Genomic DNA, 25,854 nt, shown 5'->3' with positions numbered 1-25,854 from the left:
CTACGGTGTGCCGAAACCGGCCGCGCTGAGGGTGTTCCTGCCCTCGGCGCCGGCCACCATGGCGATGAAGGCCCTGGCCAGGTCCCTGTTCCGGCTCGAGCGAACTGTGGCGATGGGGTAGGTATTCACGGCTTCGCTGGCTTCGTCGAACGGGATCCCCGTTGCCTTCCCGCCGGCGCTCTTGACGTCGGTGACGTAGACGAGGCCGGCGTCGGCTTCTCCGGATGTGACCTTGCCGAGGACATCCGTCACGGAGGATTCCTCGCTGACCGGGGACAGCGTGACGCCGGCGGCCCGTTCCACCGCGTCCGCAGCCGCCCCGCAAGGGACCTGGCCGGCGCAGACAACCACCTTGACTCCGGGCTTGGCCAGGTCGTCGAAGGAAGCGATCGACGCCGGATTGGACGGAGGGACAGCAATCTCCAGTACGTTGGTGGCGAAGTTCGTCGCGGTCCCGTCGAGTAGTCCGGCGTCGGCTAGTTTGGCCATGTTTTTGGTGTCGGCGGAGGCAAACACATCGGCCGGGGCGCCCTGGGTGATCTGCGTGGCCAGGTCAGAGGACCCGGCGAAGCTCAGTGTGACCTTGGTGCCGGGGTTCTTCGCCTCGAACTCGCGTGCCAGCTGGGTGAATGTGCCCTTCAGCGATGCGGCTGCGAAAACGGTCACAGTCCCGGACAGTTGCCCTGTGCCGGCCGGGTTGCCGGCCGCGGCGGTGCCAGCTGGGGCGTTGCCGGCTGGGGCAGCCGGACCGCACGCGCTGAGGGCTCCGGCCAGGCTGGCGGCGACCATAACCGCCACGAGGCACCGCCTACCGCGGAAGCCGCTCATACGAGGCTCTTTCCGTGCGGGGTTTCGATGATGACGGTGGTTGCCTTGACCACGGCGGTGGCCACCGACCCAAGTTCCAGCCCCAGGTCGCGGACGGCTTCGCTGCTCATCAGTGACACCACCCTGAACGGGCCACACTGCAACTCCACCTGCGCAATGACCTTGTCCATGGTGATGCCGGTGACCAGGCCGACGAACCTGTTGCGGGCCGAGCTTCCGGTCCGGTGGGGGTCCTCGGGGAGCTGCGCGAGCTTCCGGGCATGCTGCGCAAGCTGCAGGCCGTCCACAGCCAACCGGCCGGCGTCGTCCTTCACCGGCGACAGGGTGCCGTTCTCCGTCCAGCGGCGGACGGTGTCATCGCTGACGCCGAGGAAACGGGCAGCTTCAGAAACGCGAATCGTGGGCATTTGGCTATTCTAGTCCGCATCTGCGGATTTTTGTGGCCTTCGGTGCCGCTTACTCAAATATGGCAAAAGCCCCCGGTTTCTGCCGGCCGCGCGTGCTAATGGCCCCTCTATGGAACACCCGCCGCCAGAGTCCTACGCTATGGGGAGGGGAAGAGCCGCACTCGCTGAGGAGCGTTGTGATGAAGTGGATCAAGCCTGACAGCCCCGATTATGATCCGGCCCGCAAGGTCTTCAACGCCATGATTGACCGGCGTCCGGCGCTGATAGCCCAGTGCTCCACTGACGCGGACGTGGCCGAAGCCCTCCGGTACGGAAGGGACAATTCGCTCGCCATCGCCGTCCGCGCCGGGGGCCACTCAGTGGCAGGAATGTCCACGAACGACGGCGGCCTGGTGATTGATGTCCGGCCCATGAAGTCGATCGACGTCGACCCCGAGTCCGGCATTGTCACCGCGGGGGCCGGCCTGACCTGGGGCGAGTTCGACCACGCCACCCAGGAGCACGCACTGGCGGTAACAGGCGGGCGCGCCTCCACAACCGGCGTCGCCGGCTTTACTTTGGGCGGCGGATCCGGGTGGCTGGAACGGTCCTACGGTTTCGCGTGTGACAGCCTCGTCTCCGTAAACCTGGTGACGGCCGACGGCGAGCGCGTCACCGCAAGCGCCAGGGAGAATCCCGAACTCTTTTGGGCACTCCATGGTGGCGGCGGGAACTTCGGGGTGGCAACATCCTTCACGTTCCAGGCCCACCGCCTCGGTCCGGTGGTGCACGCCGGGATGTGGCTGTGGCCGGCCGAGGCCGCAACGGACATCACCCGGGCGTTCAGGGACCTCGCCCTTGCAGCCCCAGACGGCGTGGGCCTGGCGCTCTTATACGTGACGGCACCGGCCGAACCATTTGTGCCCGACGAGATGGTGGGAAAGATGGCCACCCTGATCGCTTACGTCTATGCCGGCGACCCCGAGGAAGGCTCCGAGCATGCCAGGCCATTCCGCGAACTCGGTCCCGCCGTCGACCTCGTGGGCGACACCCATTACGCCGATTTCCAATCTTCCCTCGATGATCCGCCGGACCACTACAACTACTGGAGCGCCGACTACCACGACGAACTGCCCGACGAAGCGCTGGACCTCTTTGTGGAATCGGCCCGGACCTTACCGGACGCCACGTCCCAGCAGCTCATCGCGCGCTGGGGCGGCGCCGTGGGCGGGAACGCTGCGGCGGCCACCCCGCTGATCAACCGGAACGCTGCCTGGGTGAGCCATCCGTACGGCATCTCCCCCACGCCCGAGGGAGGCCAACGTGCCAAGGCCTGGGTTAGGGAGTTCCGGGGCAAGATCGCCCCTTACGCCACCGGCGGGGTGTGGCTGAACTTCATCGGCAATGAAGGGCAGGACCGCATCCGGGCTGCGTTCGGCAACGGTAACTACGCCCGGCTGGCCAGGGTCAAGCGGGAGTTCGACCCGCAGAACATCTTCCGTGGGAACCAGAACATCCTGCCGGCGGGCTCCTGACTGGGCTCCTTGCCGAGCCTCCCAGCCCGCCCGCCCCCGCCCGCGCCCCAACTAGGTAGCAGCAGATGTCGTTATGAGGCGTCAAAACGACATCTGCTGCTACCTAGTTGGGAAAGGCACGACGTCGGCAGGCCCCCGGGTGCCCACGCGCGCATTTTCATCACTCCGGCTGAACTTGTTCATCCTTGGTGCTGAACTGTCCGTAGCCACGCCATTCCGGGCAAGCGGCCCGCTTAGGGTGGTTGCATGTTCCCCCTCCTGATGCGTTTACGCAGGCCAGCCCGCGAGGCCGCCGCCCCGGCCACGGCGCTGGCCGTGCTGCTGGCCCTCCTGGTACTGGAGCAGCGCGGCTTCAACCGGGACAGTGCCCTGCTTTTTGCCCTGCTGTCCGCCGTGGCCGCGGCCCGGATTTTCCCGGCAGGTGCCCTGGCCTTTGCCGCTGGCACGCTGCTGCTGCAGGCAATCAAAGTGCTGCCGGTAGTCATGGTGTCCGGAGTCCTGAGCTATCTGGCGGTGCCGCTGGTCATCCTTTTCGCCACGCTTGGCTTCTGCGGCCGGCAACGCTCGCTGCTGCCGGCGTTTGCCGTGGCGTCGGCCGGACTGATCACGGTCAATTGGTTCGCGGATGGCACATGGGTCAACTTCGTCTTCGGCGCCCAGCTCTACGGCCGGGGCGCCCTCCGGACCGGCACCTATGTCTTCCTTGTCTTCGGAGCCTTCGCCGCGTTCAACCTTGCCGCATGGGCAGCTGGCCTGGCGGTCAACAACGCCGGCAGCAGCCGAAGGGCGCAACTCCGTGCCGAAGCCGGACTGCGGCAGGCCGCCACGGAACTCGCCGTGGAGCAGGAACGTAACCGGATCGCCCGCGAACTCCACGATGTCCTGGCCCATTCGCTCACCGTCATCACGGCCCAGGCCGAGGGCATCCGCTACATCCATCGCAGCGAGCCGGACGCGGTTGAAGAATCGGCGCTGATCATCGCCTCCGCAGCCCGGAGGGCCCTGGTGGAAACCCGGCGCATGCTGGAGAACGTCGCTCCCGCGGACACGTCGCCGGCGCCTACCCTGGATCAGCTCGAATCGCTGGCCACACAGTTCGCGGCCAGCGGCATGCAAGTCACCGTGGACGCCCCGGGTTCCGGGACGGACGTGACGCCGCTTCAAGGGCTCACGGCCTACCGGCTGGTCCAAGAAAGCCTGACCAACGCTTTCCGGCACGGCGACAGGACCAAAGGCGCCACGGTTTCGGTCCGGCCCGGGCCGGACGGACTGATGGTGCGCGTCAGCTCCGAGCTGGCAACGGCGGCCACCGCTTCCAGCCCCGGCACAGGACGGGGAATCCCCGGCATGAAGGAACGCACGACGGCGGTTGGCGGCTCGTTCACGACGCGCACCACCGGACAGCACTTTGAAATGGAGGCACTCCTGCCATGAACACACCAGCAGCCTGCACAACGGGCCCAGCAAAGGGCACCGCCACCGCAGCCGCCGGGACGATCCGGGTAGCCCTGGTGGATGACCAGCCGCTGTTCAGCGCCGGCCTCAGGATGATCCTGCGCAGCCAGCCGGATCTGGACTTCGTGGGCGAGGCGCAGGACGGTGCCGCGGCGGTGGAACTGGCAGCCGCCGTCGAACCCGATGTCATGCTCATGGACATCCGGATGCCGGTGATGGACGGAATCACGGCCACCCGCACCATTTCTTCCGGACCGGGCACTCCGCCGAAGGTCATTGTGCTCACCACGATCCAGCACGACGAAGCCGTGGTCCGAGCCATCCAGGCCGGCGCCGCCGGCTTCCTGACCAAGGACGCCACGCCAGAGTTCCTGCTCGCAGCGATCAGGACGGTGCACTCCGGACACGCCGTCATGGCCCCGCACGCCACCAATCAGTTGCTCCGCGACTACACCACGCCGTCCGCCGGAAACACCTCCGCCCTGGACGCTCTATCCGGGCGGGAGAAGGACGTGTTCCTCCTCGCCGCCACCGGCCAGGGCAACGCCGAAATTGCGGCGGGCCTGGTGCTGAGCGAAGCCACGGTGAAGTCCCACGTGGGAAGCATCCTGGCGAAGCTTAGGCTGCGCAACCGTATTCAGCTCGTGGCCTATGCCTACGAAAACGGGCTGCTCGGCGGCCACTGATCCCCGACAACCACACTCAATTTTCAGCACCGCACCATCACTATTTATTGGGGGAAACATGAACTGGAAAATGATCGGATTGGCCATGCTTACGGCCGGCGCGGCCGCAGCACTCGCGGCGTCTGCCGTGCCCGGCGGCAGCATCCCGGCGTCGGGAACGCCCATCAGCGGGATCGCAGCCCGCGCCGAGGCCTACGCCACGCCGGACTCCGCGGCTGAATCGGGCAGGGCGGCCGTGGTCAGGGAGTGCATGGCAGCCGCAGGGTACGACTTCGTGCCCGCCGTAAACACGTACACGGTGGACTTTCACAACAACATTGGTTTCAGAAGACTGGACGTAGCCACCGCCAAAGCAAGCGGCTACGCCTCGCTGCAGCCCGCCGGGCCCGGCGAACCGGCAGAGGGTACGGCCGAAGCCGAGCTCTTCGCCGATCCGGCCTTTGTGATCGACTTCTCAGGGCCCCAGACGGAAGAAGCCCTAGTGACGGTGAACGGAATGGGCACCTACGGCGGCGGCTGCGGCGGGGAGGCTGCCCGAAAGATCTACGGCAGCATGGAGAACTACGTCCTGGCCACCGGCGTCGCCATGAATTCGCTCAATTCCGCCGCGGGTGCGTCTATGTCCGATTCCGGTTTCCAGAAGGCCATCGATTCGTGGAAGTCCTGCATGGTTGAGTCGCCCTACGCCAACTTCGAAAGCCCCGCCCAGGCCGTGTCCGCGGGTCAGGCAGCCGGGGGCCAGAACGAGTTCAAAATTGCGGTGACTGACGCAACCTGCCGCGAACAGGTCAGGTTCCACGGACAGCTGGAAGCCCTGCTGGACAAGTACCTCACCACCCGCATGCAACAGCTGGAGCCGGAGATCGCCAAGGTCACCGAAATTCGGCGACAGGCAGCAGACCGCGCAGCCGCGCTGTCTAGCCGCTAGCCCTCTGAACCCGGCGGCCGGCTCAATTGGGGGGACCGGCCGCCGTCCCGCTCTGCGTGTGTGCGTTCCCGCCCGGTTGCTTGTTCCGACACAGCGTTGTGGCCGGCGTGTCGACCCAGTAATGGCGCACTGCCCTCCGGTAACTGGGAAGGAGCGCACGGAAGCACCGGGCTAGACTTCCACCATGGCCATCTACCTCGATCCGCCCCTCTGGCCTGCGCACGATACGCACTTCTCGCACCTCATCTCGGATACCTCGCTTGAGGAACTCCACACTTTCGCTGCCGCGACCGGAATCCCGGAGCGGGCCTTCGACTGTGACCACTACGACGTACCGGAGCGCCGGTTCGATGATCTGGTGGCCGCAGGAGCCCTTCCGGTGGAAGCGCGCATCCTGGTGCGCAAGCTCATCGCCAGTGGGCTCCGGATCCCGGCCCGCCAGCGCAACAAATCCCTGAAGATTCCTCTCCTAAACCGCTGGGAGAACATCATGCCAGGCCACGATGCCCTCTTCCTGGACCTCCTTGACCGGTGGGGCGAGGAGCATCGCAAGTACCACGGCCGCACCCACCTCCTGGCGGTGCTGGAGGCCCTGGACCTGCTCTCCGAACCGGACGTTCCGCCGCGCAATGTACAGCTGGCCGCGTGGTTCCACGACGCCGTGTACCGCGGAGCCGCCGGCCAGGACGAAGAGGATTCGGCCCGGCTCGCCGAGGAACGACTGACGCAAGCCGGACTCCCGCCCGCGGACATCGAGGAAGTGGCACGGCTGGTCCGGCTCACCTCCGATCATCGCCCGGAAGCAGGGGACGACGACGGCGACCTCCTTTGCGATGCGGACCTGTCAGTTCTCGGTGGCGAACCGGAGCCCTACGCAAGGTATGTGGCCGCCGTGCGGGAAGACTATGCGCACATCGGCGACGCCGACTTCGCCGCTGGACGCGCCGCCGTCGTCCGCCGACTGCTGGAACTGGACCCGCTCTTCCACAGCCAACGGGCACGCGAGCTGTGGCTCGACGCCGCGCACCGGAACCTCCGCGGCGAACTGGCCTGAGCACAATCACCGGCCCGGGCGGCGCGTCGCATCAGGGTCCAGAGCCTTTACGGCTTCGGCAGCCGGTGGAAGACTGCTCGGATGAACCTGCGCATCCAAGCCGTCAGCATCGACTCCACCGATCCCAAAGTACCCGCCGACTTCTGGGAAAAAGCCCTGGACTGGCGCAGGACTTACGAGGCCGAAGACGAAATCGTGCTGGAACCGCCAGCAGGCAGCCCGGCCGACGGCGTCTGCCCTGACCTGCTGTTCCTGAAGGTGCCGGAGCGGAAAGAGCTCAAGAACAGGCTGCACCTGGACCTGCGCCCCGAGGACCAGGCCGAAGAGGTGAAGCGGCTGGAGGCCCTGGGCGCCGTCCGGGTCGATGTCGGGCAGGGGCCCGAGGTGACGTGGGTGGTGATGGCGGACCCGGACGGTAACGAATTCTGCGTGCTCCGGGCGCTCCGGTCCGACGAATTGGAAGCCCAGGGCCTGGTCCCGGGTATTGAAGGGCAGGCCGTGGACGGCGTCACCGTGGAGCGGCCCGCGAATTAGTCTGGAGCCTCGCGGGACGGGTTTCCCTGGCTGCTTCCGTGTTTAGCGGTAGGCGGTGATGAACGGCCTGTCGGAGGGCACGATCTGCTTGCCGAGCGGCATCAGGCTCACCGGAATCAGCTTCAGGTTGGCGATGGCCAGGGGAATACCGATGATGGTGATGGCCATGGCGATGGCTGTGGCCACGTGGCCGATCGCGATCCAGATGCCCGCGACCAGCAGCCAGATCACGTTCCCGAGCAACGAAAACACGCCCGAGCCGCCCGGCTTGTCCACCACCATGCGCCCAAACGGCCACAGGGTGTAGGCGGCAATCCGGAAGGACGCGATTCCCCACGGAATGGTGACGATCAGGAGGCAGCAGATGATGCCGGCCAGGAAATAGCCCAGGGCAAGCCACAACCCGCCGAAAACCAGCCAGATGATGTTGAGCAGTGTCTTCATCTGTCCATTGTGCCCCGACGGGTCCGACAATAACCTCGGGGTCTGCCCTGATTCGCCCCTGAACCGGAAGGTCCCTGCCCGGCCGATGGGTGCGCGGTCAGCCCTTGGCGGCCTTCACGAAGGCGCGGATCTTATCCAGGTCCTTAACCCCGCGCGAGGCCTCCACGCCGGAGGAGACGTCCACACCCCACGCGCCCGAGGCTGCGGTGGCGTGCGCCACGGTATCCGGGTCCAGTCCGCCGGCCAGCAGCCACTTGCGGTCCTGGAGCGCCGTTACGTCGACCATCGAGGCGTAGTCCCAGGACTCTCCGGACCCGGGCACGGCGGCATCAATCAGCAGGAGTTCCTCGCCCCAGTCCGCGAACGCTTCCGCAGTGGCTGCCATGGTGACCGCCCTGATCAGCTTCATGCCGGCGTCGTGCACTGTTCTCACGTCTTCCGGGGTGAGGTCACTGTGGAGTTGGACCCACTGGAGTCCGGCTGAACGGGCGATGGCAAGGGCATCGGCCAAAGGTTCATGCCGGAAAACGCCAACGGCAATTACCCCTTCCGGCACCTCGGCCAAAAGAGTGGAAACCTGCGACGGCGAGACCACCCGCGGGCTGGCCGTCAGGACAAAGCCGACGGCGTCCGCCCCCGCGCCGACCGCCTCACGGACGGATTCGGGCGTACTGAGACCACACACTTTGACGAACATTCCCGGCTCCTTCAGGCTGTCTTCGTGACGTCCCCCGGGAGGAGATTAGCAGGGAAGTGCTCCCTGCGCCGATGTGACGCCGGTCTTCAGCCGCGGGACAGCAGCCGCTCCACCATGACCCGCCCGGCCTGTTCGAAAGCGGCGTCACCCATCTGGTTGGCCCACACCACCGTGCCGATGGCCTGGTTCAAGTTCTCCAGGCGCCATAAGTCCGCCTCGGCCGGCCCGACGGTCCTGCCCAGGCCCGTATAGAAGGCGTCGGCCAGCTCCGGCCTGCGAACGAACTGCTGGTGGCTGAGCCGCACGAGGTCGTGCACCCAGGGGCGCCGTTCCGCGCGGCCAAAGTCGATGACCTTGATCAGCCCGTTGTCCTGGAGCCAGTTCCGTGGCTGGTAATCGCCATGCGTGGCCACGAGTTCCACCGTGCCCGGATCCAGGCCATCCAACTCGTGCGCCAGGATGGTGAGCTGGGTTTCCGGCAGGAGCCCCTGGGCGCGGTCCATCCATGCGCGGGTCTTCTTGGCCAGAGCTTTGGCGTAGTGGGGCGAGGCGCCGGCGGGCCGCTGGAGGCACCTCAGGAGCGCCCCGGCCTGGCGGTAGGTTTCCGGTTCGTCCTCGGCCGGTGTCCCCTCAACCAGCGTCCCCGGCAGGAATTCGGTCACCAGGATCCCGGCCCTTGCGGACGCATGCCGTAGGGCGGGAACCCGCCCGTCGAGCCCTTCGAAACCGGCTGCGTGGGCCGCGATTTCCCGGTGGATGTGGTGGCTCGTGGTGCTCGCCTTGACGATAAGGGCTGCACCCTGCGGCGTGACAACGTGCAGGACGTTCGTGTCCTGCAGGGGCCAGGAGTAGTCCCGGACCACGGTGTAACTTCCTAGCCAGGACGTCAGCAGCCGACCCTGCTCGTCGGTGATCCCTTGGCGCATCTCCCCAGCATGCCACGCGTGGCAGGGCCGGCCGACAAACTAGGCTGGTCGGATGGAGATCATCCGCTTTGCAGAGCTCAGGAACGAACCATGGCGCAACGGCGGCGGGGTGACGCGGGAGCTTGCCAGCCACCCGCAGGCCGCCTCCGCACAGGACGGGGCGTGGGACTGGCGCGTCAGCATCGCCGAACTCACTAAAGCCGGCGACTTCTCCCCGTTCCCCGGCATGGAGCGGGTACTCACGGTGGTCGAGGGCGAACTTCTCCTGCTGACCGTGGACGGGGCCGAGCATCCGCTGGAAAAGTACAGGCCCTTCAGGTTCTCAGGCGAAGCCGCTGCCCACGGCGCCCTGCCCACGGGCGACGTCCGGAACCTCAACGTCATCACCCGGACCGATTCCTTTAAGGGCTTTACGTCCATCATCGAACTTTCGAAGAAGCGCGCCCACCCGGTGTTCGAGGGCCAATTGGCGGTGCTGCTGCAGGGCTCGGCCACGGTCAGCCCGGGCGCTGCGGGCGAGGCCGACGGCGGAGCGGAAGGCCCTGCCGAAGCAGCCCCTGCCCCGGAACCCGAGGCACTCAACCGATACGACGCCGTCGTCGGTTCCGATATCCGTTCCCCGGAGATCCTGGGCCGCGGATTCCTGGCCGTCGTCTCGATCGACCGTGTGGAAGGCTGACCCGCAGCAGCCCCACCTGTACCAGCCCGGGCCCGCTCAACCGATGAAGGTGACGAGGTCTTCGCAGAAATCCCGTCCTTCCGTGTCAGCACGCCCGGGGTCGGTGATCACGCCCACGAACTCAAGGAACTCATCATCGAACGGGTCGGCCGGTGTCCCACCGTGGTCAATGAGCACTTCGGCCCTGAACGTTCCCGTGTCCATGAAAAGACGCGTCCCGTCCGGGCCGTAGGCCTTCTCGACCCCGGATGCAGAGAAAACGATCGTCAACGTGCCGTCGCCGTTGTCTATGATGCTGTGATCCTTCTCCTGCTCGACCCGCGTGATGGTGAAGCTCTGGTCATTCAGAGTGTTCGTCCACACGTCGGTCCGCCGGAGGGGATTTACCGCGTAGGCCAGGCCGTCGCCGCGTTGGGTAAAGAGGAACATCGCCTCAACATCCCAGTCGTGCCGTACAGGGAAGTCCACCACGCCGGCGCAGAAGTTGGGATTCTCCTCCTGCGCAATGGCGCTTCCGGAATCCGAAATATGTTCGTGCGTTAGGGGTCGCGCCAGCGCGGGCGCGGCCGATACCACCGCCATTCCGGCTGCCGAGATCAATGCTGCCGCGGCGGCGAGTGCCTTGTGAATCATGGTTTCCTCCTCTACTGGTGGCCCACAGCGGTGAGCCGTGTGTTCATTGCTTCCGTTCGGGATCCAGGCGTGCGGCCGCCAGTGGCTTTGGGGGAAGGTGATATGTCCACGAGGCGCTCCTCCTCACCACACAGGTGTCCGGAGCCCAGTCAGACGAACATTTCTCTTGTAAGGAACGCTACTCTCCGCGTTTGCCTGGCACTAGGGCCCGTTAGCTGAGCCTTTCCACACTGGTCACGCTGGGGTGCCGCTCCTAGACTCGGGCTATGACTTCCACACCCTTTAATGCGCTTCTGTCCACCCAGATCGGCAACGAGTTTGCCGCCTCGCAGCAGTACATTGCCGTGGCCACCTGGTTCGCCAACCAGGACCTCCCACAGCTGGCCCGGTACTTTTACCGGCAGTCTGTTGAGGAACGGAACCACGCCATGATGATGGTGCAGTACATGCTGGACCGCGACATCCCCTTCACCATCCCGGGCGTCCCCACCGTACGCAACGACTTCTCCTCAGTGACGGAACCTTTGGCGCTGGCGCTGCAGCAGGAAAAGGAAGTGACCGGAAACATCGAGGCACTCTTCCGCGCCGCACGTTCCGAGGATGACGCACTGGGCGAGCAGTTCATGCTTTGGTTCCTCAAGGAGCAGGTGGAGGAAGTTGCCGCCATGACCACGCTCCTGAACATCGCCGAGCGCGCAGACAACCTCTTCGACATCGAGAACTTCATCGCCCGCGAAACGATTGGCGACGGCGGCCGCGACGCCTCTGCCCCGGAAGCGGCCGGCGGAGCCCTCTAAGCCCCCCCTCCCGGCGGTGAGGTTGGCCACCAACGTGGCCACCCGCCGTCGGGCGTTGCTACGCTGGGATTAAGGCTCCGCAACGGACCCTCCGGACGACGGTTCAGTACCCGGCACGCGACAAGACTGGCCAAAGGATCTGTCATGTCGTGGTTAATCCTCATTCTTTCCGGGGCGCTGGAAGCCGTCTGGGCGGCCGCCCTGCACCGGACCTTCCAGGCATCGGGCCGGCGCCGCATCGCCCCCGCCATCTTGTTCCTGGCAGCAGTCCTCGCCAGCATGGCCGGCCTTGCCATTGCCATGCAAGCCATCCCTACCGGTACCGCTTACGCCGTGTGGGTGGGGGTGGGTGTGGTGCTGACCTCCGCCTACGCCATCACCACCAGGGCGGAACGTCCGACGGCGGCACGACTGCTGCTGCTCACAGGCATCGCCGCGTGCGTGGTTGGCCTGAAGGTGGTGGCGTAATGACTAAGCGCTCCGCGGCCTGGGTGATGCTCCTTGCCTCCGCTGTCCTCGAAGCCGTCTGGGCCACTGCACTGGGCCTGTCCGACGGCTTCACCCGGCCCTTCCCCGCCGTTGTCTTCGCTGTGACGGCGACGCTCAGCATGGTTGGCCTCGGGCTCGCCATTCGCAGCATTCCGCTGGGCACGGCTTACGCCGTGTGGGTGGGGATCGGTGCAGCCTTGACGGTCGGCTGGGCGATGGCCACCGGCGTCGAGCCCTTCAGTGTGCTGAAGGTGCTGTTCATCGCGGGCATCGTGGGTTGCGCGGCCGGGCTGAAGTCGCTGCCCGCCGGCAAAAACGCCGACGCTACGCCTCGCTCTTCTCCGTAATCCACCAGCCGATGCCCAGTGGCAGCACGTACCAAAGAGTCAGCGACGAAATCACTTCCAGGGCCGTCGGTGCTTCCGGCCCGCCTACCAGTGCACCGACGGCCGTGATCGTGCTGAGGTAGCCGCTGGCATCCGGGAGGAGGGCGAGGATGAGGCCGTTGCCCACCAGGCTGACCAGGATGACGGCGACGATGGCCAAAGCGGTCCGGCGAATCGCTGCGGCCAGGCCAACACCGAACATGGTGCTCAGGAGGCACGCTGCCAGCCCGTCCCACAGTTCCTGCCCCGCACCGTCGAATGCTCCCGTTCCGCCACCGCCCAAGGCTGCCGCCACCACGGCGGACAGCAGGAACACGAAGAACTGCAGAGCGACAGCGAGGAGGGCAGCAGCCAGGACCTTGGCCCAGAATTGCCTGGCCCGTCCCCGCAACAGGGGGTAGTAGACGACGGTGGTGCGGTGGGCTGCGTCGGAAGTCATTCCCATGATTCCGATGAGCGGCATCGCCAGCGTGGTGAACAGACCGATGCTCCCGGCAAGGCTGGTGAACGTGACGGGGGTGCCTTGCCTTGTACCGATCACCGCCAATCCCACCACGAGGGCCAGGGCAACGAATGCCAGCACTGCGAAGATCGCCAGCGAACTGCGGGTGTCCACCAGTTTGCGGATTTCGACGGCAACCAGGCGGGCAAATCCGACCTGCCGTGTGCCTCGGAAGAGAGGCGCTGGCCAGAGGGTGGACTGGCTCATCGGATCTGCTCCATGGTGTTGTTACGGCTGCTGAATTCGCCGGAGGTCAGCGCAAGGAACTTCTCCTCGAGCGCCGACTCCGTAATGTTGGAAAGATGCGTCAGCACCACGCCGTGCTCCAGGCAGGCCCGGCTGATCTCCTCGGGCGATACGTCGATGAGAAATTCCCTCCCCGTCAGGTGGAAGGCCCAGGCGCGTCGTTCACAGACGTCCGCAAGACGGTCCGGTTCGACGGCGATGGCCTTGGTTCGGGAACTGACGCTGAACTCCGCGGCGGTGCCGGAAGCGACGATCCTCCCCCGGTCGATCATCACGATGTGATCGGACACGGCCTGCATGTCCCGGAGGAGGTGGCTCGAAAGCAGCACAGTGCCGCCCTGGGCGCTGAAGTGCTTGAGGTACTTCCGGACCCAGAGTGCGCCGTCAGCATCGAGCCCGTTGGTGGGCTCGTCCATGACCAGAAACTGCGGCCCGGCGAGGAGAGCCATGGCCAGGACCAAGCGCTGACGCATCCCCAGGGAAAGTGATCCCACACGCTTTTTCCGCACTGTTTCGAGGCCAGCAAGGCTGAGCGCCTCCGCGACGGCGGAGGGCGGCAGATCCAGCAGGATCGCGTTCAGCTTGAGGGTCTCCTGCAGCGATCGGCCCGGGTGCAACGCGGTGGGATCCAATACGAAGCCGATGGTACGTCCCGGACTTTCGAGGTCTTCGCGCCGGTGTCCATTGAACAGGACTTCTCCGGCATCTGCACGGGCCAGGCCTGCCGCAATCCGCAGCGTCGTTGACTTGCCCGCACCGTTTGGGCCGAGGAATCCGGTAATGGATCCGGCTGGACAGGCAAAGCTGACGGAATCCACCACGTTCCGACCCGCATATGCCTTGGTGACTCCCTCGAAGGAAATCCCTGAACCGGCGCCAGATGTCGACCCCACTGGACAATCCCTCCGTAAACAATGGCGCATCCCCTATGGCCGTCTCGAAAGTATCACTAAAAACGATCGACTAAAGGGCTGGCTTGTGACTTGACGCCAGCGAGAACCAGCGGGCGGTTTAGGCTTTTCCCATGGATTCCCCTGAAGTGACCCAAGCCGTGGCCGCGCTCCGGCACAGGCTCGACGGCGGCCAACGTACGCTGCTGGGCATCACCGGTGCCCCCGGCTCGGGAAAGTCCACTTTTGCAGCCTGGCTCCAGCGGCACTTCGGCGCGGATCTGGCCGTCGTGGTGCCGATGGACGGCTTCCACCTGGGCAACGCGATCATCGACGGTACACCGCTGCGGCAGCGCAAGGGCGCCATGGACACGTTCGACGTCGGCGGGTACCTGTCGCTGTTGCAGCGCTTGGTGCGTCGGGATGAGGACGTGGTGTACGCCCCGGAGTTCCGCCGAACGCTCGACGAGCCGGTGGCCGCCTCCATCGCCGTTCCGGCTTCCGTGCCGCTGGTCATCACTGAAGGAAACTATCTCCTGGCCGAAACGCCGCAGTGGAAGGAAGTCCGCGCGCAGCTTGACGAGGTCTGGTTCATGGAAACGGCGCCGGAGCTGCGGCTTGGCCGGCTGGTGGACCGGCACGTGGAGTTCGGCATGGTGCGGGCGGCGGCTGAAGCATGGGCGACGGGCCCGGACGAAGCCAACGCCGTGCTGATCGAAAGCACCCGTCAGCGAGCGGACCGGATCATCCCCTGGGGCTAGGACCCGGAATAGTCCGGCCGAGGCCGGGGTTCTTGGCTGGGACACACATCCACAATGAACGGAGCGCGCTCATGACTGCACCATCAGTCCACCTCGGCGACGGCCTCAAGGTCAGTCCCCTGGGTTTCGGCGGAATGGCCCTCACACCGGTTTACGGCGAGGTTGACCCGGGCCAAGCCCTCCAGACCCTGCATCATGCCGTTGATGCCGGCGTCAGCTTCATTGACACCGCGGACATCTACGGCGGGGGCAGCAACGAAGAACTCATTGCGCACTTGCTCAAGGACCGCCGGGATGAGGTGCAGCTCGCCACTAAGTTCTCACTGGTGGGCAATCCGGCGAAGGGCTACACGGACATCCGGGGCGACGCCGCTTATGTCCGGCAGGCTGTGGACGCGAGCCTTACACGCCTGGGCACGGACGTCATCGACCTCTACTACATGCACCGCCGTGACCTCCGCGTTCCGATTGTGGAAACCGTGGAGGCCATGGCGGGGCTGGTGCAGCAGGGCAAGATCAAACATCTTGGCCTGTCCGAGGTAACTGCGCAGGAGCTGGCCGAAGCTAACTCAGTGCACCCCATCGCCGCTGTCCAGAGCGAATGGTCCATCTGGAGCCGGGACGTGGAACGCAACGTTGTCCCGGCCGCCGCCAGCCTCGGTGTGGGCTTTGTGCCGTATTCGCCCCTGGGCCGGGGATTCCTCACCGGCACCGTGGACGCTTCCAGCCTCGGTGCCAATGACTTCCGACGCCGGATCCCGCGCTTCGCCGAGGACGCCGCAGACGCCAACCAGGCAGTCGTGGAGGCAGTTCGGTCGGTCGCGGCGGAGCTTGCCGCGACTCCCGCCCAAGTAGCGCTCGCCTGGCTGCTGGCACAGGGCAACCGCCTGGGACTGGCCGTGGTCCCCATCCCCGGCACGCGCAAAACGCACCGGATCGACGAAAACCTCGGCGCCCTGTCCCTCGACCTGACCCAGGCGCAACTGGACGCGCTGGACCTGGCCGCGGACGCCGTCGTCGGCTCCCGCTCGGCGGACCCCAACTGGGTGTCCCAGGGCCGTGAATAACCAGGCCTTGAATAAGCTGAAGCCCATGGAAACGCTCATTCACGACCTACGGAACATCACCATCCGCCGGATTTCGGTCAGCGAGATGGACAATAACGTGTATGTGCTGACCGCGAAGGAGTCCGGCGCGCAGCTGCTGATTGATGCGGCGGACGATCTTCCCGCCATTCAAGGGCTGCTGCAGGACGCCGCCGCGGACACCGCTGCAACGCCCAAGCTGGAACTCATAGCAACCACGCACCAGCACTGGGACCATGTCCGTGCACTTCCCGCTTTGGTGGAAGCGACCGGAGCCAGGACCGCGGCCGGAACTGACGACGCCCCGGAGCTCCCGGTGAAGGTGGGCGTCCTGCTGGACCACGGCGACATCGGCAACTTCGACGGCTTCGACGTGACGGCAGTGCACCTGCGCGGGCACACCCCCGGATCCGTGGCGTTCGTCTACCAGGATCCGGATGGCCCGGCGCACATCTTCTCTGGGGATTCACTCTTCCCCGGAGGCGTGGGCAACACCCAGAAGGATCCGGACCGGTTCAGCCAGCTGATCAACGATGTGAGCGAGCGGCTGTTTGACGTCTATCCGGACGACACCGTGGTACATCCGGGCCACGGGAAGCCCACCACCCTCGGCGCGGAACGCCCACACCTGGAGGAGTGGCGCGCCCGCGGCTGGTAGCGCTTAACCCATCGAGTGCTCCACAAACGCCGTTATGAACCCTCTAAACGGCGTTTACGGAGCACTCGATGTTGGTTAACCTGGGCCCACAACCGCCGGGTTCCCTGACCGAGCTTGCGAGGTTAGGGAACCGTTGGGGATTAGCGGCTGCGGCGTTCGTTCGACGCCGGTGCTGACGCGCGGCGCGGGCCGCTGCGGGCCGGACGGCCATCGCTTGAGCGACCGCCGCCGCCGTTGCCTGCGTAGGAGCCGCCCGACGTTCCGCCAGTGTTGGAGGACCAGACAGCCTTGTTGCCGCCGCCGGCTGCACCGGCACCTGCGGAACGCTGTCCGCCACCAGTACGGGCACCTGCTCCGGCTGCTGCGCGCTGGCCCGTTGCCGGGCGCCCGCCGCGCTGTCCGCCGGAGGTAGCCGGGCGTCCGGTACCGCCGCGGGGGGCATCGCTGCGGGTGACACGTGAGTCCGCGCGTCCGTCGGAACCGCGGCCAGCCGATGCACGGCCACCTGCTGCGGGGACGTCGTTGCGGTGAGTGGAAGCTGCGGTACCGCGGCCACGGGCGTTGCGGCGTGCGGCCGCCGCTGCGATAGCGCGGTCTTCGTTCTGCTCGATGACGCGGTCTGCGGCGTTGCGGGCAGCGGCCTGGCCTTCGTAGGCCACTGCGCGGCGCTCTGCACGGGGCAGGTCGGTGCGCGGAGCCTCAGCCGAGACCCGTCCACGTCCGCCACGTCCGCCACGGCCACCCGCGGTGGGGGCCGCCTGGGTAGTGCGACGGGCGCGCTTGCGCTCGGCGTTGGCACCGGTGGAGGTGCCGCCGCCCTGCTGCTTTGCCTTGCTGGCGAGCAGTGCTGCCCGGGTGCGCGGGTCAATCTTGTCGGCCATTTCGCCCACGAGTTCGGCGACCAGCGGGGAGTTGGCGGTGACGCGCTCGAAGTTGACCTCGACGCCGGCTGCCTTCATGAGCTTCTTGACGTCGCTCTGCTGCTCCGGGAGGGTCAGCGTGACAACAGTGCCGTCCGAACCCGCACGGGCCGTACGGCCTGAGCGGTGCAAGTATGCCTTGTGCTCGGTGGGCGGATCCACGTGGATCACCAGTTCGACGTCGTCCACGTGGACACCGCGGGCGGCGACGTCGGTGGCCACCAGCACGCGGACCTCACCGGAGGAGAACTCCGCCAGGTTGCGGTCACGGGCGTTCTGCGAAAGGTTGCCGTGCAGGTCGACGGCGGGGATCCCGGCGTCGGTCAGGGTCTTGGCCAGTTTTCGGGCGTGGTGCTTGGTGCGCATGAAGAGCACGCGGCGGCCGGCGCCTGAAGCGAGCTCGACGATCAGCTGCTTCTTGACGGTCTGGTCGTTGACCACCAGCACGTGGTGCTCCATGGTGGTCACCGCAGCCTGGGGATCATCCACGGAGTGGGTCAGCGGGTTGGACAGGTAGCGCTGGACGATCTTGTCCACGCCGTTGTCCAGGGTGGCGGAGAAGAGCAGGCGCTGGCCCTGGCTGGGGGTCATGTCCATGAGCTTCTTCACGACGGGCAGGAAGCCGAGGTCGGCCATGTGGTCGGCCTCGTCCAGCACGGTGACCTCAACGGCTTCGAGGGCCAGGATGCGCTGGCGGATCAGGTCCTCGAGGCGGCCCGGGCAGGCGATGACGATGTCGACGCCGGCGCGGAGGGCCTTTTCCTGCCGGGCCTGGGAGATGCCGCCGTAGATCACGGTGGTGTTCAGGCCCATGGCCTTGGCCATCGGCTCGATGGTGGCGTTGATCTGGGTGGCGAGCTCGCGGGTCGGTGCGAGGACCAGGCCCATGGGGCGGCCGGGCTTGCGGAAGTGCTTGGCTTCCCGCTCAGCGAGTCGTGCTACAAGCGGGATGGCGAAAGCGATGGTCTTGCCGGAGCCGGTGCGCCCGCGGCCCAGGACGTCGCGTCCGGCCAGCGTGTCCGGGAGGGTCTTGACCTGGATGGGGAACGGTTCAACAATTCCCTGGGCGGTGAGGGTGTCGGCAAGTGCTTTGGGCGTGCCGAGGGCAGCGAAAGTAGTCATGTAGTCAAAGGTCTTTCAGGCGGTATCCGTGCGGATATCGGCCCCCGACGCCGGTTGGCTCAGGGGTTCGCCGAAGAAAAGTCAGGTGATCAACCGTGCTGCTGCCCGGTTCAGGGCGGCGGCTGGGACCAAATGGAACGCGTTCATCGACGCAGGATGTGCCTCTCACATGAAAAAACCCGCTTCCCAAAATTCGGGACTCCGATTTAGGGAGCAAGCGGGCATCACTGCACATCAAGTTTCACCAGTCTAGCATCCCGCCGCGTGTAGCCCCGCCTTATGCCCCCGGCGGTGCTGCGGGGCGTTGCCAGCGGGGGCCCTCCAGGAGCAGGCTTGAGGCATGACGCAACAGGGCGAAGACCACCACCACGTAACGGACGACGGCGGCACCCGGCTCAGCGACGAACCGCACCAAAGTGCCGCTGAAGCCTGGGACGAAAGGTACCGCAGCAAGCCAAAGCTCTGGAGCGGCAAACCCAATCCACAACTCGTCCGCGAAGGAGGCGGCCTCCGGCCAGGCAAGGCACTGGACCTGGGCTGCGGCGAAGGGGCCGACGCCATCTGGCTCGCCCAGCAAGGATGGACTGTCACCGCCGTCGACGTTTCCGCCGTCGCGCTCGAACGGGCCGCCACCCACGAAAAAGCCGCGCTGGAACGCGAAAGCGTGCACGCCAAGGGGCCAGGCGAGATTCCCAGCCGCATCCACTGGGAACAGTGCGACCTCGAGGACTGGCAGCCTGCAGGAACGTACGATCTTGTGTCCTCCCAGTTCCTGCACTCACCCCAGCTGGCGTGGCAGGGTCCGTTGCGGGCCGCCGCTGGCGCCGTCAAGCCCGGCGGGACACTACTGATCGTTGGCCACCATCCGGACCGGCTGCCGCCGTGGGGAAACCACAACTCGCATGAGATGTTCTACACGCCCGCCGAACTGGTCCAGGAACTTGGCCTGGACTCGCCTGAATGGCAGGTGGAGGTCAGCACCACAAGGGAGCGGGTGGTCGCCGGACCTGACGGCCGGGAAGCCGTCATCGGTGATACCGTGCTCCGGGCTACCCGGCTGTCCTGATCACCGCTTTCCGGACCATCCCCAGTGGAAGGAATGAACCATGGCAAGGCTCATCGCCGAAATGACCATGTCGCTGGACGGGTTCATCGCCCTCCCCGATGACACCATCGGCGGACTGTTCGACTGGTACGAGAACGGCCCCGTGGAGGTTCCCACCGCCAGGCCGGACATGACCTGGCATGTCTCGGAGGCCAGCGCGGGGCATCTCCGCCGGACCATGTCCACTGCGGGCGCGCTGCTGGTGGGGCGCCGCATCTTCGACATCACCCACGGCTGGGACGGGCACCATCCCATCGACTGTCCCATTGTGGTGCTCAGCCATTCCGTCCCGGAAGGCTGGCCCCGCGAGGGCGTGCCGTACACCTTCGTCACCAGCGGCTTCCAGGAGGCCGCTGCCGAAGCCCAGAAACTGGCTGGGGACAAGGACGTGGGCCTCGCCGGCCCGGACATCATCCGGCAGGCGATCGACGCTGGCCTCCTCGCGGAGATCCGCGTCAACCTGGCACCCTGGCTGCTGGGAACCGGAATCCGCTTTTTCGACCACCTCAACGCCGCCCCGGTGAAACTGGAACGGACGCGGGTGATTGAGGGCGACGGCGTCACGCATCTTTACTTCAACGTCCTCCCCCGCCCGGACTACTGAGCTGCCGCGTATCGGGCAGGCCTACCGGGCCGTCCGCGCCGAGACCCTCGGCGCCACGGCGACCCCGGCTGCGGCGAGTACAGCGGCGAGGGCGAAGACGCCGGCGAACGATTCCGCCGTCGTCGTAAATGCCGCGAAGACGATGGCCGTGGAGGCGAGCGCGAGGGCGCCGCCCAGCGAGTCGGAGATGGACATTGCCGAGCTGTTGAAGCCCTCGTTGTCCTTGGTGGACAGGGCCAGCGTCATAACGCTCAGCCGGGGATACAGCAGCCCCATGCCGCCGCCAGCGAAGATCCAGCCGGCAATCGCGACGGCGGCTGGCCAGTTCAGTGCGGTGGTTACCAGTGCCAGGGTAATGGCGGCCAGCACCAGAACCGAGCCGAGGCGCACAGCGGCGTGGTGGTCCAGCCTGTTGCCAAGGCGGCCCTGGATCGCGGAGGCAGCAGCCCACGCAAGTGCGCCTCCGGTCAGGGTGAGGCCGGCGAAGGTGGGCGAGAATTCGTACTGCTCGATCAACAGGTAGGGCAGGTACACCTCGGCGCCGAAGAACGCCGAGGACACGAGGCCGCGGGTGAGGATCACGCTGGGTAGGCCGCGCCGGGCGGTCAGGGTTCCGCGCGGCACAAGGGGGCGGACAGCCACCAGGGCGACCACGATGGCGGCAGCGGCAAAAACGCCCGGCGCAGCGGGGATCCCGGCCACCCGGACCTCGGCGGACAGGTTAAGCGCCAGGACAGCCAGCGCGGCTAGCCCTGCCCACGCGAGGCGGCCCACAGCCCAGGGCGGGGTTGCCGATTCCTGGGGTTGCCGGTCCACGCCACGGAGCACCGGAACGATCATTACCAGGGCAGGAACCACCAGCCCCACCACGCCTAAGAACACCCAGTGCCAGCTCAGGACCTGCGCCACGATGCCGGCCGCGAACGGGCCCACCAGGGACGGGATCACCCAGGCGGCAGCAAAAGCGGCAAAAATTTTCGGGTGCAGGAGCGCGGGGTAGACCCGGGCCACCACGACGTACAGGGCAACGGTCATCGCGCCGCCGCCGAGCCCCTGGACCAGCCGGCCGGCCACAAGCACAGGCATCGACGCCGCAGTACCAGCGATCAGCAGGCCAGCGACAAAGAGCGCCACGGAGGCGTACAGCGGTGCAGTGGGGCCCCGCCGGTCGGACCAGTTTCCGGCCGCCACCATGCCGATCACGCCGGTGGCCAGTGGTCCTGCGAAAGCCAGGGCATACAGGCTGGCTCCGTCCAGGTCGCGGCTGACCACAGGCATGATGGTGGTCACCGCCAGGGATTCGAAAGCGGCCAGGAAAACCAGGGCGCACGCGCCGATGGTCACCCACAGGTATGGCCGCTGCAGGATCCCTGCAGCGGGGTCGGTGGCGGGGAGGGTGGAATCGCGCACGGTTACGGCCTGATCAGAAGTCATGGACGCAAACCTAGGACCTCAACTAAGGTTGAGGTCAAGGCGGGCGGCCGGGTTGCGGAGCGGATTAGACCACCGGCGCGGAACGCCGTTGATCCAATAGGGGGAAAGCATGCCACAGGTGGCCGCCGGGAAGCACCATACCCTCAGCATCGGCGAGTTATCGGACCGGAGCGGAGTGGCGCCGTCGGCCCTTCATTTCTACGAACGCAACGGCCTTATCTCCTCCGAGCGCACATCCGGCAACCAACGGCGCTACCGCCGGGATGCTCTACGGCGAGTGGCGTTCATCCGCGTGTCCCAACGGGTGGGCATCCCGTTGAAGGAAATCCGCGCGGCGCTGGACTCACTGCCGGAGGGGCGGACACCCACCAAACGGGACTGGTCCCGGCTGTCCCGACTCTGGCGCGCCGAACTGGACGCGCGGATCGACGTGCTGGAGCACCTCCGCAGCGACCTCGACGGCTGCATCGGCTGCGGCTGCCTCAGCCTCAAGGCGTGCCGGCTGCAGAACCCGGAGGACAGCCTGGGCGACGGCGGCACGGGCCCCCGCCGCTGGGACGGCACCTGAGCACCAGCCACCCCAAGTAAGTAGCAGCAGGTGTCGTTCTGAGCCCTCATAACGACATCTGCTGCTACCCAGTTGGGCTGCCGACGAACCGGTTCCGGCCCGCGCGGTAGCCGAACACCGCAGCAAGCAACCCAACCACCAGGAAAAGGATCCCGGCAGCCGTGAAGGATCCCGTGGCCTGATGCAACTGACCCACCATGAGGGTCCCGGTGGACCCCAGGCCATAACCAACGCCCTGCATCATCCCCGACAGGTGCGCGGCGGTGTGCCCGTCCCGGGTCCGCAGCATGATCATGGTCAGCGCCACTGCCGTGAGGCTCCCCTGCCCCAGCCCCAGCAACCCCGTCCAGGCCCAGATGAGCTCCAGTGGACCGAAGATACTCAGCGCGAACCCGCTGCCGGTCATCAGCGCCACCACTGTGTTGATGGCCCGCTGGTCGCGGAACCTCGCCGCCAGCGCCGGCGCAAACAGGGAACCCAACATCTGTAGCCCGATCGACACCGACACCATCAGCCCGGCCGTCCCGCCGTCCACGCCGCGCTCGCGCAGGATAGGTGCCAGCCAGGCGAAGACACTGAAGGACATCATGGCCTGCAGCACCATAAAGACCGTCACCTGCCAGGCCACGGCCGAGCGCCAGACGTTCACGCCGCCCGCCAGTGCCTGATGCCGCACCCGGCGCTGCCGCAACGCCACCGGCAGGAACAGCAAAAGTACGACGGCGGCAGGTACTGCCCAGAACCACAGCGCCGAGGTCCACTCCCCCGTCGCCGTGAAAACCGGATAGGTGAAGCCGGCTCCCAGCGCGGCTGAAGCGCAGATGGCGGTGGTGTACAGCCCTCCCATAAGACCAAGGCGGTGCGGGAAGTCGCGTTTTACGAGCCCCGGCAGGAGGACATTGCAGAGTGCTATGGCCGCGCCGCAGGCCGCCGTCCCGGCGAGCAAAGCGGGCAGGTGGCCCATCCCCGGGATGAGGCCCCCCGCATCCAGTGGCCGCAGCAGGAGTCCAGCCGTGAGCACGGCCATCGCGCCCAGTAGGACCCGTTCGGCCCCAAAGCGGCGTGCCAGGACCGGCGCGAGGGGCGCAAAAACGCCCAGGAGCGTAACGGGCACGGTGGTCAGCACCACGATGGCCCAGCCCGGGAGGCCGGCGTCGGACCTGATCTCCGGGAGCACGGCCGCGAAGCTCGAGAACACCGTGCGCAGGTTCAGGCCGATCAGTACAAGGCAGAGACCCAGGTACACGAGCGTTTTGCGGCTGTTAGGACCGCCGGGGAGCTCTGTAGGGGACGGCGCGGGAACGTCGTCAATCTCGGCGTCGACCAGGAGGTCCGGCCCTTCCTTAGGCTTGGCGGGAGTCACGCGACCCATTCTGTCAGGCCTGGCCCGGGTGAGGCTTCGGGCGGGGTTATCCACATAGGCAGTTGCGGCACTGGTTTGGCCTGCGCGGTCCTTCTAGGCTCGAGGCGTTACGAGTCCCTGCAGCGATTGGAAACCCATGAACGCTCCGCCGCAGGTCCCTCCGCCGGAGGGACCGTCCCCGCCACTGCTGCAGCCTTCCCCGTCAACCGGCCCCGTTGCTGCCCGAGGGGCCAGCCACGGCTTCGCCAGCTTGATGTTCGCTATCGCAGCGCCACTTAGCCTCGTCGGTACCCTCCCGATGGGTGTGCTGTTCAACGTTGGGGCCTATTACCTCGCTGCGCCCATGTACGTGTATCGGTTTACACCACTGATCGTTCTGAGCGTGCCGACCATTTCCGGCCTCGTGTCGGTAGGGTTGGCCATCGTTAGTCTCACGCGTACACCGGCCACGTCACCCAGCCGGGCGTCCGCCGTGGCCGCACTGTGCATCAATGCGGTGGTCTTTACGTTCGGCCTGATTTTCACCATGCCGCACCTGCGGCATTGGTTCTTTGACTGAACGTACCCCGCGCCCTCGGCAAGTCCCCCGGACCGCCGGTACGCCGATCTCCTCTATTCTGGAAGGGATGAGCGAAACCCCAGAAACCTCCCAGCCGCCGCATGTCCCGCGGCCGGTAACACCTGGCACCCAGGCGTCATTCGGCACCTACGGCGGCAGGCCGGTCAGCTTTGTGCGCCGCGGAACCCGGCTGCAGGGCCGCCGCCAGACTGCCTGGGAAGAGCACGCCGAGAGATGGGCAGTGGACGTCCCCCGGCACGTCGCCAACACCTCGGTGCACCCTGACTACACCTTCGACGCCGAAGCCGAGTTCGGACGCACCGCCCCGCTGATCGTGGAGATCGGCTCCGGCCTGGGCGACGCCATCTGCCACGCCGCCGAGCAGAACCCGGACACCGACTTCCTGGCCGTCGAGGTCTACACACCCGGCCTGGCCAACACCATCATCAAGATCAACAGCCGCGGGCTCAAGAACGTGCGCGTGGTGGAGGCGAACGCCCCGGAGGTGCTGGCCACCATGCTGCCCGCCGGCTCCGTCACCGAGCTGTGGGTCTTCTTCCCGGACCCGTGGCACAAATCCCGGCACCACAAGCGCCGCCTCATCCAACCGGAATTCGCAGACCTGGCCGCGCGGGCGCTCAAACCGGGCGGTCTCTGGAGGATCGCCACGGACTGGTCCAACTACGCCGTCCACGTCCGCGACGTCCTCGCCGGTTCGGCCGATTTCGAGAACCTGCACACCGGCCAGCGCCGTGGCCCGGAGAGCCCCCTGACGCAGGTGTGGCAGTCCGGCGTCGAGTCCTTGGTGGGCGGCGCCCCGGTCCGCGAGGGCCGCGCCCCGGTGAGCACTGAGCACACCGGCCCCAATGAGGGCATCGATGAAACTGGCGGCTGGGCCCCGCGCTTCGAGGGCAGGATCCGCACCAGCTTCGAGGCCAAAGCGCACGAGGCCGGACGGCTGATCTTCGACCTCTGCTACCGCCGGCTGTAACCGGCAGCGCACGGCGCGGGCGGCCGGCAGCGCATGGCGCGGGCGGCTCGCAGCGCATGGCGCGAGCGGCTTGCCCCCTGGGCCGAGCGTCGGCCGGAGGTCGCGAGCGGCTGCCCGAGGGACGCCTGCCCCTGCCGAGGGGGCGCCTCAGGCAGGCCGGATAGAGGAGACGATCTCCTTCAGGAGGTCCACCCGCGGTTCGGTTTCGGGGTTGATGTAGGGCCAGATGACCAAGGTCCCAATGAACCGGTCGTTTTGCCAGGTACCCACGGACGCGGCCACTTTGGCCGAGCCCTCTTGGTCCGTGTAGCCCACCAGGACGGCGTACGAGGACCTGCCTGGAATGTTCAGTTCACCCTCAGTGAGCAGGGTCCCTTTGCGCTCTTCCAGATAGAAATCTGACATCAGGTGCGCCCAGCCGTTGGCCTGGGCAGCGCCTTGGACGGACGTGTCATCCTTGATGACTGTCACGAGGACCTCACCCAGCAAGCCGTACTGCGCGGTGTTGGGTCCGGCCGATGAGTCTTCCAGTACCTGCGTGTGCTCGGGGAAGTCGGCGATGAAGCCGAGCGGGGATTCGATGTGCACG

The 25,854-nt window shown here is 66.6% G+C and carries 30 protein-coding genes and 1 riboswitch; of the genes, 18 read left to right on the top strand and 12 right to left on the bottom strand.

Translation table 11 applies throughout. From position 1 onward, the window contains the following. Together modA and ACFC25_RS16440 are read right to left on the bottom strand one after the other, a co-directional pair. Positions 1-789, bottom strand: a complete 789-nt coding sequence (gene modA, locus ACFC25_RS16445) for a molybdate ABC transporter substrate-binding protein (RefSeq protein WP_376047031.1) — start codon at positions 787-789, stop codon at positions 1-3. 35 nt (positions 790-824) lie between these two features. Next, positions 825-1,235, bottom strand: coding sequence for a molybdopterin-binding protein (locus ACFC25_RS16440; protein WP_376046986.1), 411 nt, complete (start codon positions 1,233-1,235; stop codon positions 825-827). Positions 1,236-1,414: 179 nt separating this feature from the next. Between ACFC25_RS16440 and ACFC25_RS16435 the strand changes: the two genes are divergently transcribed. The 6 genes from ACFC25_RS16435 (at position 1,415) to ACFC25_RS16410 (ending at position 7,406) form a co-directional block, all read left to right on the top strand. Further along, positions 1,415-2,749 (top strand): FAD-binding oxidoreductase, encoded by a 1,335-nt coding sequence (locus ACFC25_RS16435; RefSeq protein WP_376046984.1) that lies wholly within the window; start codon positions 1,415-1,417, stop codon positions 2,747-2,749. A gap of 246 nt (positions 2,750-2,995) precedes the next feature. Continuing rightward, positions 2,996-4,183 (top strand): sensor histidine kinase, encoded by a 1,188-nt coding sequence (locus ACFC25_RS16430; RefSeq protein ID WP_376046981.1) that lies wholly within the window; start codon positions 2,996-2,998, stop codon positions 4,181-4,183. Next, the gene (locus tag ACFC25_RS16425) at positions 4,180-4,890 is read left to right on the top strand and encodes a response regulator transcription factor (RefSeq protein ID WP_337347343.1); all 711 of its coding nucleotides are present in this window, start codon (positions 4,180-4,182) and stop codon (positions 4,888-4,890) included. Before ACFC25_RS16430 ends, ACFC25_RS16425 begins: the two co-directional genes overlap by 4 nt. 58 nt (positions 4,891-4,948) lie before the next feature. Further along, positions 4,949-5,818: a hypothetical protein gene (locus ACFC25_RS16420; protein WP_376046978.1), complete on the top strand. Its 870-nt coding sequence runs from the start codon at positions 4,949-4,951 to the stop codon at positions 5,816-5,818. A 184-nt stretch (positions 5,819-6,002) separates the two neighbouring features. Next, the gene (locus ACFC25_RS16415) at positions 6,003-6,872 is read left to right on the top strand and encodes a DUF4031 domain-containing protein (protein ID WP_376046975.1); all 870 of its coding nucleotides are present in this window, start codon (positions 6,003-6,005) and stop codon (positions 6,870-6,872) included. Positions 6,873-6,953: 81 nt separating this feature from the next. Further along, entirely contained in the window at positions 6,954-7,406 is a 453-nt protein-coding gene (locus tag ACFC25_RS16410; RefSeq protein WP_376046972.1) for a VOC family protein, read from the top strand. Between the two features lie 42 nt (positions 7,407-7,448). Here ACFC25_RS16410 and ACFC25_RS16405 read toward each other — a convergent pair whose 3' ends face one another. From ACFC25_RS16405 to ACFC25_RS16395, 3 genes are all read right to left on the bottom strand, one after another. Beyond that, the gene (locus tag ACFC25_RS16405; protein ID WP_337352088.1) at positions 7,449-7,850 is read right to left on the bottom strand and encodes a YccF domain-containing protein; all 402 of its coding nucleotides are present in this window, start codon (positions 7,848-7,850) and stop codon (positions 7,449-7,451) included. A gap of 97 nt (positions 7,851-7,947) precedes the next feature. Continuing rightward, a complete protein-coding gene (locus ACFC25_RS16400) occupies positions 7,948-8,547 on the bottom strand; it encodes a phosphoribosylanthranilate isomerase (protein WP_376046969.1) in 600 nt (199 codons plus the stop codon). Between the two features lie 86 nt (positions 8,548-8,633). After that, positions 8,634-9,473 (bottom strand): aminoglycoside phosphotransferase family protein, encoded by an 840-nt coding sequence (locus ACFC25_RS16395; protein WP_337352087.1) that lies wholly within the window; start codon positions 9,471-9,473, stop codon positions 8,634-8,636. A 52-nt stretch (positions 9,474-9,525) separates the two neighbouring features. Here ACFC25_RS16395 and ACFC25_RS16390 point away from each other — a divergent pair, with 52 nt between their 5' ends. Further along, on the top strand, positions 9,526-10,152 hold the full coding sequence (locus ACFC25_RS16390; RefSeq protein ID WP_376046966.1) for a HutD family protein: 627 nt from the start codon (positions 9,526-9,528) through the stop codon (positions 10,150-10,152). A 36-nt stretch (positions 10,153-10,188) separates the two neighbouring features. On the opposite strand, the gene ACFC25_RS16385 is transcribed toward ACFC25_RS16390, so the two are convergent. Next, positions 10,189-10,785, bottom strand: a complete 597-nt coding sequence (locus ACFC25_RS16385; RefSeq protein WP_376046963.1) for a hypothetical protein — start codon at positions 10,783-10,785, stop codon at positions 10,189-10,191. A 266-nt stretch (positions 10,786-11,051) separates the two neighbouring features. Here ACFC25_RS16385 and ACFC25_RS16380 point away from each other — a divergent pair, with 266 nt between their 5' ends. The 3 genes from ACFC25_RS16380 (at position 11,052) to ACFC25_RS16370 (ending at position 12,418) form a co-directional block, all read left to right on the top strand. Next, the gene (locus tag ACFC25_RS16380) at positions 11,052-11,582 is read left to right on the top strand and encodes a ferritin (RefSeq protein ID WP_337347352.1); all 531 of its coding nucleotides are present in this window, start codon (positions 11,052-11,054) and stop codon (positions 11,580-11,582) included. A 69-nt stretch (positions 11,583-11,651) separates the two neighbouring features. Further along, a riboswitch (guanidine-III (ykkC-III) riboswitch) is annotated at positions 11,652-11,717 on the top strand. 9 nt (positions 11,718-11,726) lie between these two features. Next, entirely contained in the window at positions 11,727-12,050 is a 324-nt protein-coding gene (locus ACFC25_RS16375) for an SMR family transporter (RefSeq protein ID WP_337347353.1), read from the top strand. Next, positions 12,050-12,418 carry a DMT family transporter gene (locus ACFC25_RS16370; protein WP_376046959.1) on the top strand — a complete coding sequence of 123 codons (369 nt, stop codon included), beginning with the start codon at positions 12,050-12,052 and terminating at the stop codon, positions 12,416-12,418. Before ACFC25_RS16375 ends, ACFC25_RS16370 begins: the two co-directional genes overlap by 1 nt. On the opposite strand, the gene ACFC25_RS16365 is transcribed toward ACFC25_RS16370, so the two are convergent. Together ACFC25_RS16365 and ACFC25_RS16360 are read right to left on the bottom strand one after the other, a co-directional pair. Next, positions 12,396-13,166, bottom strand: coding sequence for a hypothetical protein (locus ACFC25_RS16365; protein WP_337352083.1), 771 nt, complete (start codon positions 13,164-13,166; stop codon positions 12,396-12,398). The two genes, ACFC25_RS16370 and ACFC25_RS16365, sit on opposite strands and share 23 nt — an antisense overlap. Then, complete coding sequence (locus ACFC25_RS16360; protein WP_376046957.1) at positions 13,163-14,098, bottom strand: ABC transporter ATP-binding protein; 936 nt, start codon at positions 14,096-14,098, stop codon at positions 13,163-13,165. Before ACFC25_RS16360 ends, ACFC25_RS16365 begins: the two co-directional genes overlap by 4 nt. 131 nt (positions 14,099-14,229) lie before the next feature. Between ACFC25_RS16360 and ACFC25_RS16355 the strand changes: the two genes are divergently transcribed. From ACFC25_RS16355 to ACFC25_RS16345, 3 genes are all read left to right on the top strand, one after another. Next, entirely contained in the window at positions 14,230-14,856 is a 627-nt protein-coding gene (locus ACFC25_RS16355) for a nucleoside/nucleotide kinase family protein (RefSeq protein ID WP_376046954.1), read from the top strand. A 71-nt stretch (positions 14,857-14,927) separates the two neighbouring features. Further along, on the top strand, positions 14,928-15,923 hold the full coding sequence (locus tag ACFC25_RS16350) for an aldo/keto reductase (protein WP_376046951.1): 996 nt from the start codon (positions 14,928-14,930) through the stop codon (positions 15,921-15,923). 25 nt (positions 15,924-15,948) lie between these two features. Beyond that, on the top strand, positions 15,949-16,599 hold the full coding sequence (locus ACFC25_RS16345; RefSeq protein WP_376046948.1) for an MBL fold metallo-hydrolase: 651 nt from the start codon (positions 15,949-15,951) through the stop codon (positions 16,597-16,599). A 140-nt stretch (positions 16,600-16,739) separates the two neighbouring features. Here the strand turns inward: ACFC25_RS16345 and ACFC25_RS16340 are convergent, their stop codons facing one another. Further along, positions 16,740-18,641 carry a DEAD/DEAH box helicase gene (locus ACFC25_RS16340; protein WP_376046946.1) on the bottom strand — a complete coding sequence of 634 codons (1,902 nt, stop codon included), beginning with the start codon at positions 18,639-18,641 and terminating at the stop codon, positions 16,740-16,742. A 340-nt stretch (positions 18,642-18,981) separates the two neighbouring features. Here ACFC25_RS16340 and ACFC25_RS16335 point away from each other — a divergent pair, with 340 nt between their 5' ends. Together ACFC25_RS16335 and ACFC25_RS16330 are read left to right on the top strand one after the other, a co-directional pair. Next, positions 18,982-19,707, top strand: coding sequence for a class I SAM-dependent methyltransferase (locus ACFC25_RS16335; RefSeq protein WP_337352078.1), 726 nt, complete (start codon positions 18,982-18,984; stop codon positions 19,705-19,707). Between the two features lie 40 nt (positions 19,708-19,747). After that, positions 19,748-20,350, top strand: coding sequence for a dihydrofolate reductase family protein (locus tag ACFC25_RS16330; RefSeq protein ID WP_337347362.1), 603 nt, complete (start codon positions 19,748-19,750; stop codon positions 20,348-20,350). Positions 20,351-20,371: 21 nt separating this feature from the next. On the opposite strand, the gene ACFC25_RS16325 is transcribed toward ACFC25_RS16330, so the two are convergent. Continuing rightward, positions 20,372-21,784 (bottom strand): MFS transporter, encoded by a 1,413-nt coding sequence (locus ACFC25_RS16325; protein WP_376046941.1) that lies wholly within the window; start codon positions 21,782-21,784, stop codon positions 20,372-20,374. A 109-nt stretch (positions 21,785-21,893) separates the two neighbouring features. On the opposite strand from ACFC25_RS16325, the gene soxR reads away from it, so the two are divergent. Continuing rightward, positions 21,894-22,352: a redox-sensitive transcriptional activator SoxR gene (gene soxR, locus ACFC25_RS16320; protein ID WP_376046938.1), complete on the top strand. Its 459-nt coding sequence runs from the start codon at positions 21,894-21,896 to the stop codon at positions 22,350-22,352. Positions 22,353-22,416: 64 nt separating this feature from the next. On the opposite strand, the gene ACFC25_RS16315 is transcribed toward soxR, so the two are convergent. Beyond that, positions 22,417-23,724 (bottom strand): CynX/NimT family MFS transporter, encoded by a 1,308-nt coding sequence (locus tag ACFC25_RS16315; protein ID WP_337347365.1) that lies wholly within the window; start codon positions 23,722-23,724, stop codon positions 22,417-22,419. A gap of 127 nt (positions 23,725-23,851) precedes the next feature. On the opposite strand from ACFC25_RS16315, the gene ACFC25_RS16310 reads away from it, so the two are divergent. Both ACFC25_RS16310 and trmB read left to right on the top strand, forming a co-directional pair. Beyond that, positions 23,852-24,274 (top strand): hypothetical protein, encoded by a 423-nt coding sequence (locus tag ACFC25_RS16310; RefSeq protein ID WP_376046936.1) that lies wholly within the window; start codon positions 23,852-23,854, stop codon positions 24,272-24,274. Between the two features lie 67 nt (positions 24,275-24,341). After that, positions 24,342-25,265, top strand: a complete 924-nt coding sequence (gene trmB, locus ACFC25_RS16305) for a tRNA (guanosine(46)-N7)-methyltransferase TrmB (RefSeq protein WP_376046933.1) — start codon at positions 24,342-24,344, stop codon at positions 25,263-25,265. 147 nt (positions 25,266-25,412) lie between these two features. Here the strand turns inward: trmB and ACFC25_RS16300 are convergent, their stop codons facing one another. After that, entirely contained in the window at positions 25,413-25,853 is a 441-nt protein-coding gene (locus tag ACFC25_RS16300) for a hypothetical protein (RefSeq protein ID WP_376046930.1), read from the bottom strand. Between the last annotated feature and the right edge of the window lies 1 nt (position 25,854).

Source organism: Pseudarthrobacter sp. NPDC055928, assembly GCF_042270935.1.
Lineage (GTDB): Bacteria > Actinomycetota > Actinomycetes > Actinomycetales > Micrococcaceae > Arthrobacter.
Note: the sequence above shows the minus strand (reverse complement) of the source record. Positions and strands in the feature narration are given on the sequence as shown.

Excerpts from the sequence above, each read along its gene's own strand:
- modA (WP_376047031.1), bottom strand. The coding sequence starts at position 789 with ATGGTCGCCGCCAGCCTGGCCGGAGCCCTCAGCGCGTGCGGTCCGGCT.
- ACFC25_RS16440 (WP_376046986.1), bottom strand. The coding sequence starts at position 1,235 with ATGCCCACGATTCGCGTTTCTGAAGCTGCCCGTTTCCTCGGCGTCAGC.
- ACFC25_RS16435 (WP_376046984.1), top strand. The coding sequence starts at position 1,415 with ATGAAGTGGATCAAGCCTGACAGCCCCGATTATGATCCGGCCCGCAAG.
- ACFC25_RS16430 (WP_376046981.1), top strand. The coding sequence starts at position 2,996 with ATGTTCCCCCTCCTGATGCGTTTACGCAGGCCAGCCCGCGAGGCCGCC.
- ACFC25_RS16425 (WP_337347343.1), top strand. The coding sequence starts at position 4,180 with ATGAACACACCAGCAGCCTGCACAACGGGCCCAGCAAAGGGCACCGCC.
- ACFC25_RS16420 (WP_376046978.1), top strand. The coding sequence starts at position 4,949 with ATGAACTGGAAAATGATCGGATTGGCCATGCTTACGGCCGGCGCGGCC.
- ACFC25_RS16415 (WP_376046975.1), top strand. The coding sequence starts at position 6,003 with ATGGCCATCTACCTCGATCCGCCCCTCTGGCCTGCGCACGATACGCAC.
- ACFC25_RS16410 (WP_376046972.1), top strand. The coding sequence starts at position 6,954 with ATGAACCTGCGCATCCAAGCCGTCAGCATCGACTCCACCGATCCCAAA.
- ACFC25_RS16405 (WP_337352088.1), bottom strand. The coding sequence starts at position 7,850 with ATGAAGACACTGCTCAACATCATCTGGCTGGTTTTCGGCGGGTTGTGG.
- ACFC25_RS16400 (WP_376046969.1), bottom strand. The coding sequence starts at position 8,547 with ATGTTCGTCAAAGTGTGTGGTCTCAGTACGCCCGAATCCGTCCGTGAG.
- ACFC25_RS16395 (WP_337352087.1), bottom strand. The coding sequence starts at position 9,473 with ATGCGCCAAGGGATCACCGACGAGCAGGGTCGGCTGCTGACGTCCTGG.
- ACFC25_RS16390 (WP_376046966.1), top strand. The coding sequence starts at position 9,526 with ATGGAGATCATCCGCTTTGCAGAGCTCAGGAACGAACCATGGCGCAAC.
- ACFC25_RS16385 (WP_376046963.1), bottom strand. The coding sequence starts at position 10,785 with ATGATTCACAAGGCACTCGCCGCCGCGGCAGCATTGATCTCGGCAGCC.
- ACFC25_RS16380 (WP_337347352.1), top strand. The coding sequence starts at position 11,052 with ATGACTTCCACACCCTTTAATGCGCTTCTGTCCACCCAGATCGGCAAC.
- ACFC25_RS16375 (WP_337347353.1), top strand. The coding sequence starts at position 11,727 with ATGTCGTGGTTAATCCTCATTCTTTCCGGGGCGCTGGAAGCCGTCTGG.
- ACFC25_RS16370 (WP_376046959.1), top strand. The coding sequence starts at position 12,050 with ATGACTAAGCGCTCCGCGGCCTGGGTGATGCTCCTTGCCTCCGCTGTC.
- ACFC25_RS16365 (WP_337352083.1), bottom strand. The coding sequence starts at position 13,166 with ATGAGCCAGTCCACCCTCTGGCCAGCGCCTCTCTTCCGAGGCACACGG.
- ACFC25_RS16355 (WP_376046954.1), top strand. The coding sequence starts at position 14,230 with ATGGATTCCCCTGAAGTGACCCAAGCCGTGGCCGCGCTCCGGCACAGG.
- ACFC25_RS16350 (WP_376046951.1), top strand. The coding sequence starts at position 14,928 with ATGACTGCACCATCAGTCCACCTCGGCGACGGCCTCAAGGTCAGTCCC.
- ACFC25_RS16345 (WP_376046948.1), top strand. The coding sequence starts at position 15,949 with ATGGAAACGCTCATTCACGACCTACGGAACATCACCATCCGCCGGATT.
- ACFC25_RS16340 (WP_376046946.1), bottom strand. The coding sequence starts at position 18,641 with ATGACTACTTTCGCTGCCCTCGGCACGCCCAAAGCACTTGCCGACACC.
- ACFC25_RS16335 (WP_337352078.1), top strand. The coding sequence starts at position 18,982 with ATGACGCAACAGGGCGAAGACCACCACCACGTAACGGACGACGGCGGC.
- ACFC25_RS16330 (WP_337347362.1), top strand. The coding sequence starts at position 19,748 with ATGGCAAGGCTCATCGCCGAAATGACCATGTCGCTGGACGGGTTCATC.
- ACFC25_RS16325 (WP_376046941.1), bottom strand. The coding sequence starts at position 21,784 with ATGACTTCTGATCAGGCCGTAACCGTGCGCGATTCCACCCTCCCCGCC.
- soxR (WP_376046938.1), top strand. The coding sequence starts at position 21,894 with ATGCCACAGGTGGCCGCCGGGAAGCACCATACCCTCAGCATCGGCGAG.
- ACFC25_RS16315 (WP_337347365.1), bottom strand. The coding sequence starts at position 23,724 with ATGGGTCGCGTGACTCCCGCCAAGCCTAAGGAAGGGCCGGACCTCCTG.
- ACFC25_RS16310 (WP_376046936.1), top strand. The coding sequence starts at position 23,852 with ATGAACGCTCCGCCGCAGGTCCCTCCGCCGGAGGGACCGTCCCCGCCA.
- trmB (WP_376046933.1), top strand. The coding sequence starts at position 24,342 with ATGAGCGAAACCCCAGAAACCTCCCAGCCGCCGCATGTCCCGCGGCCG.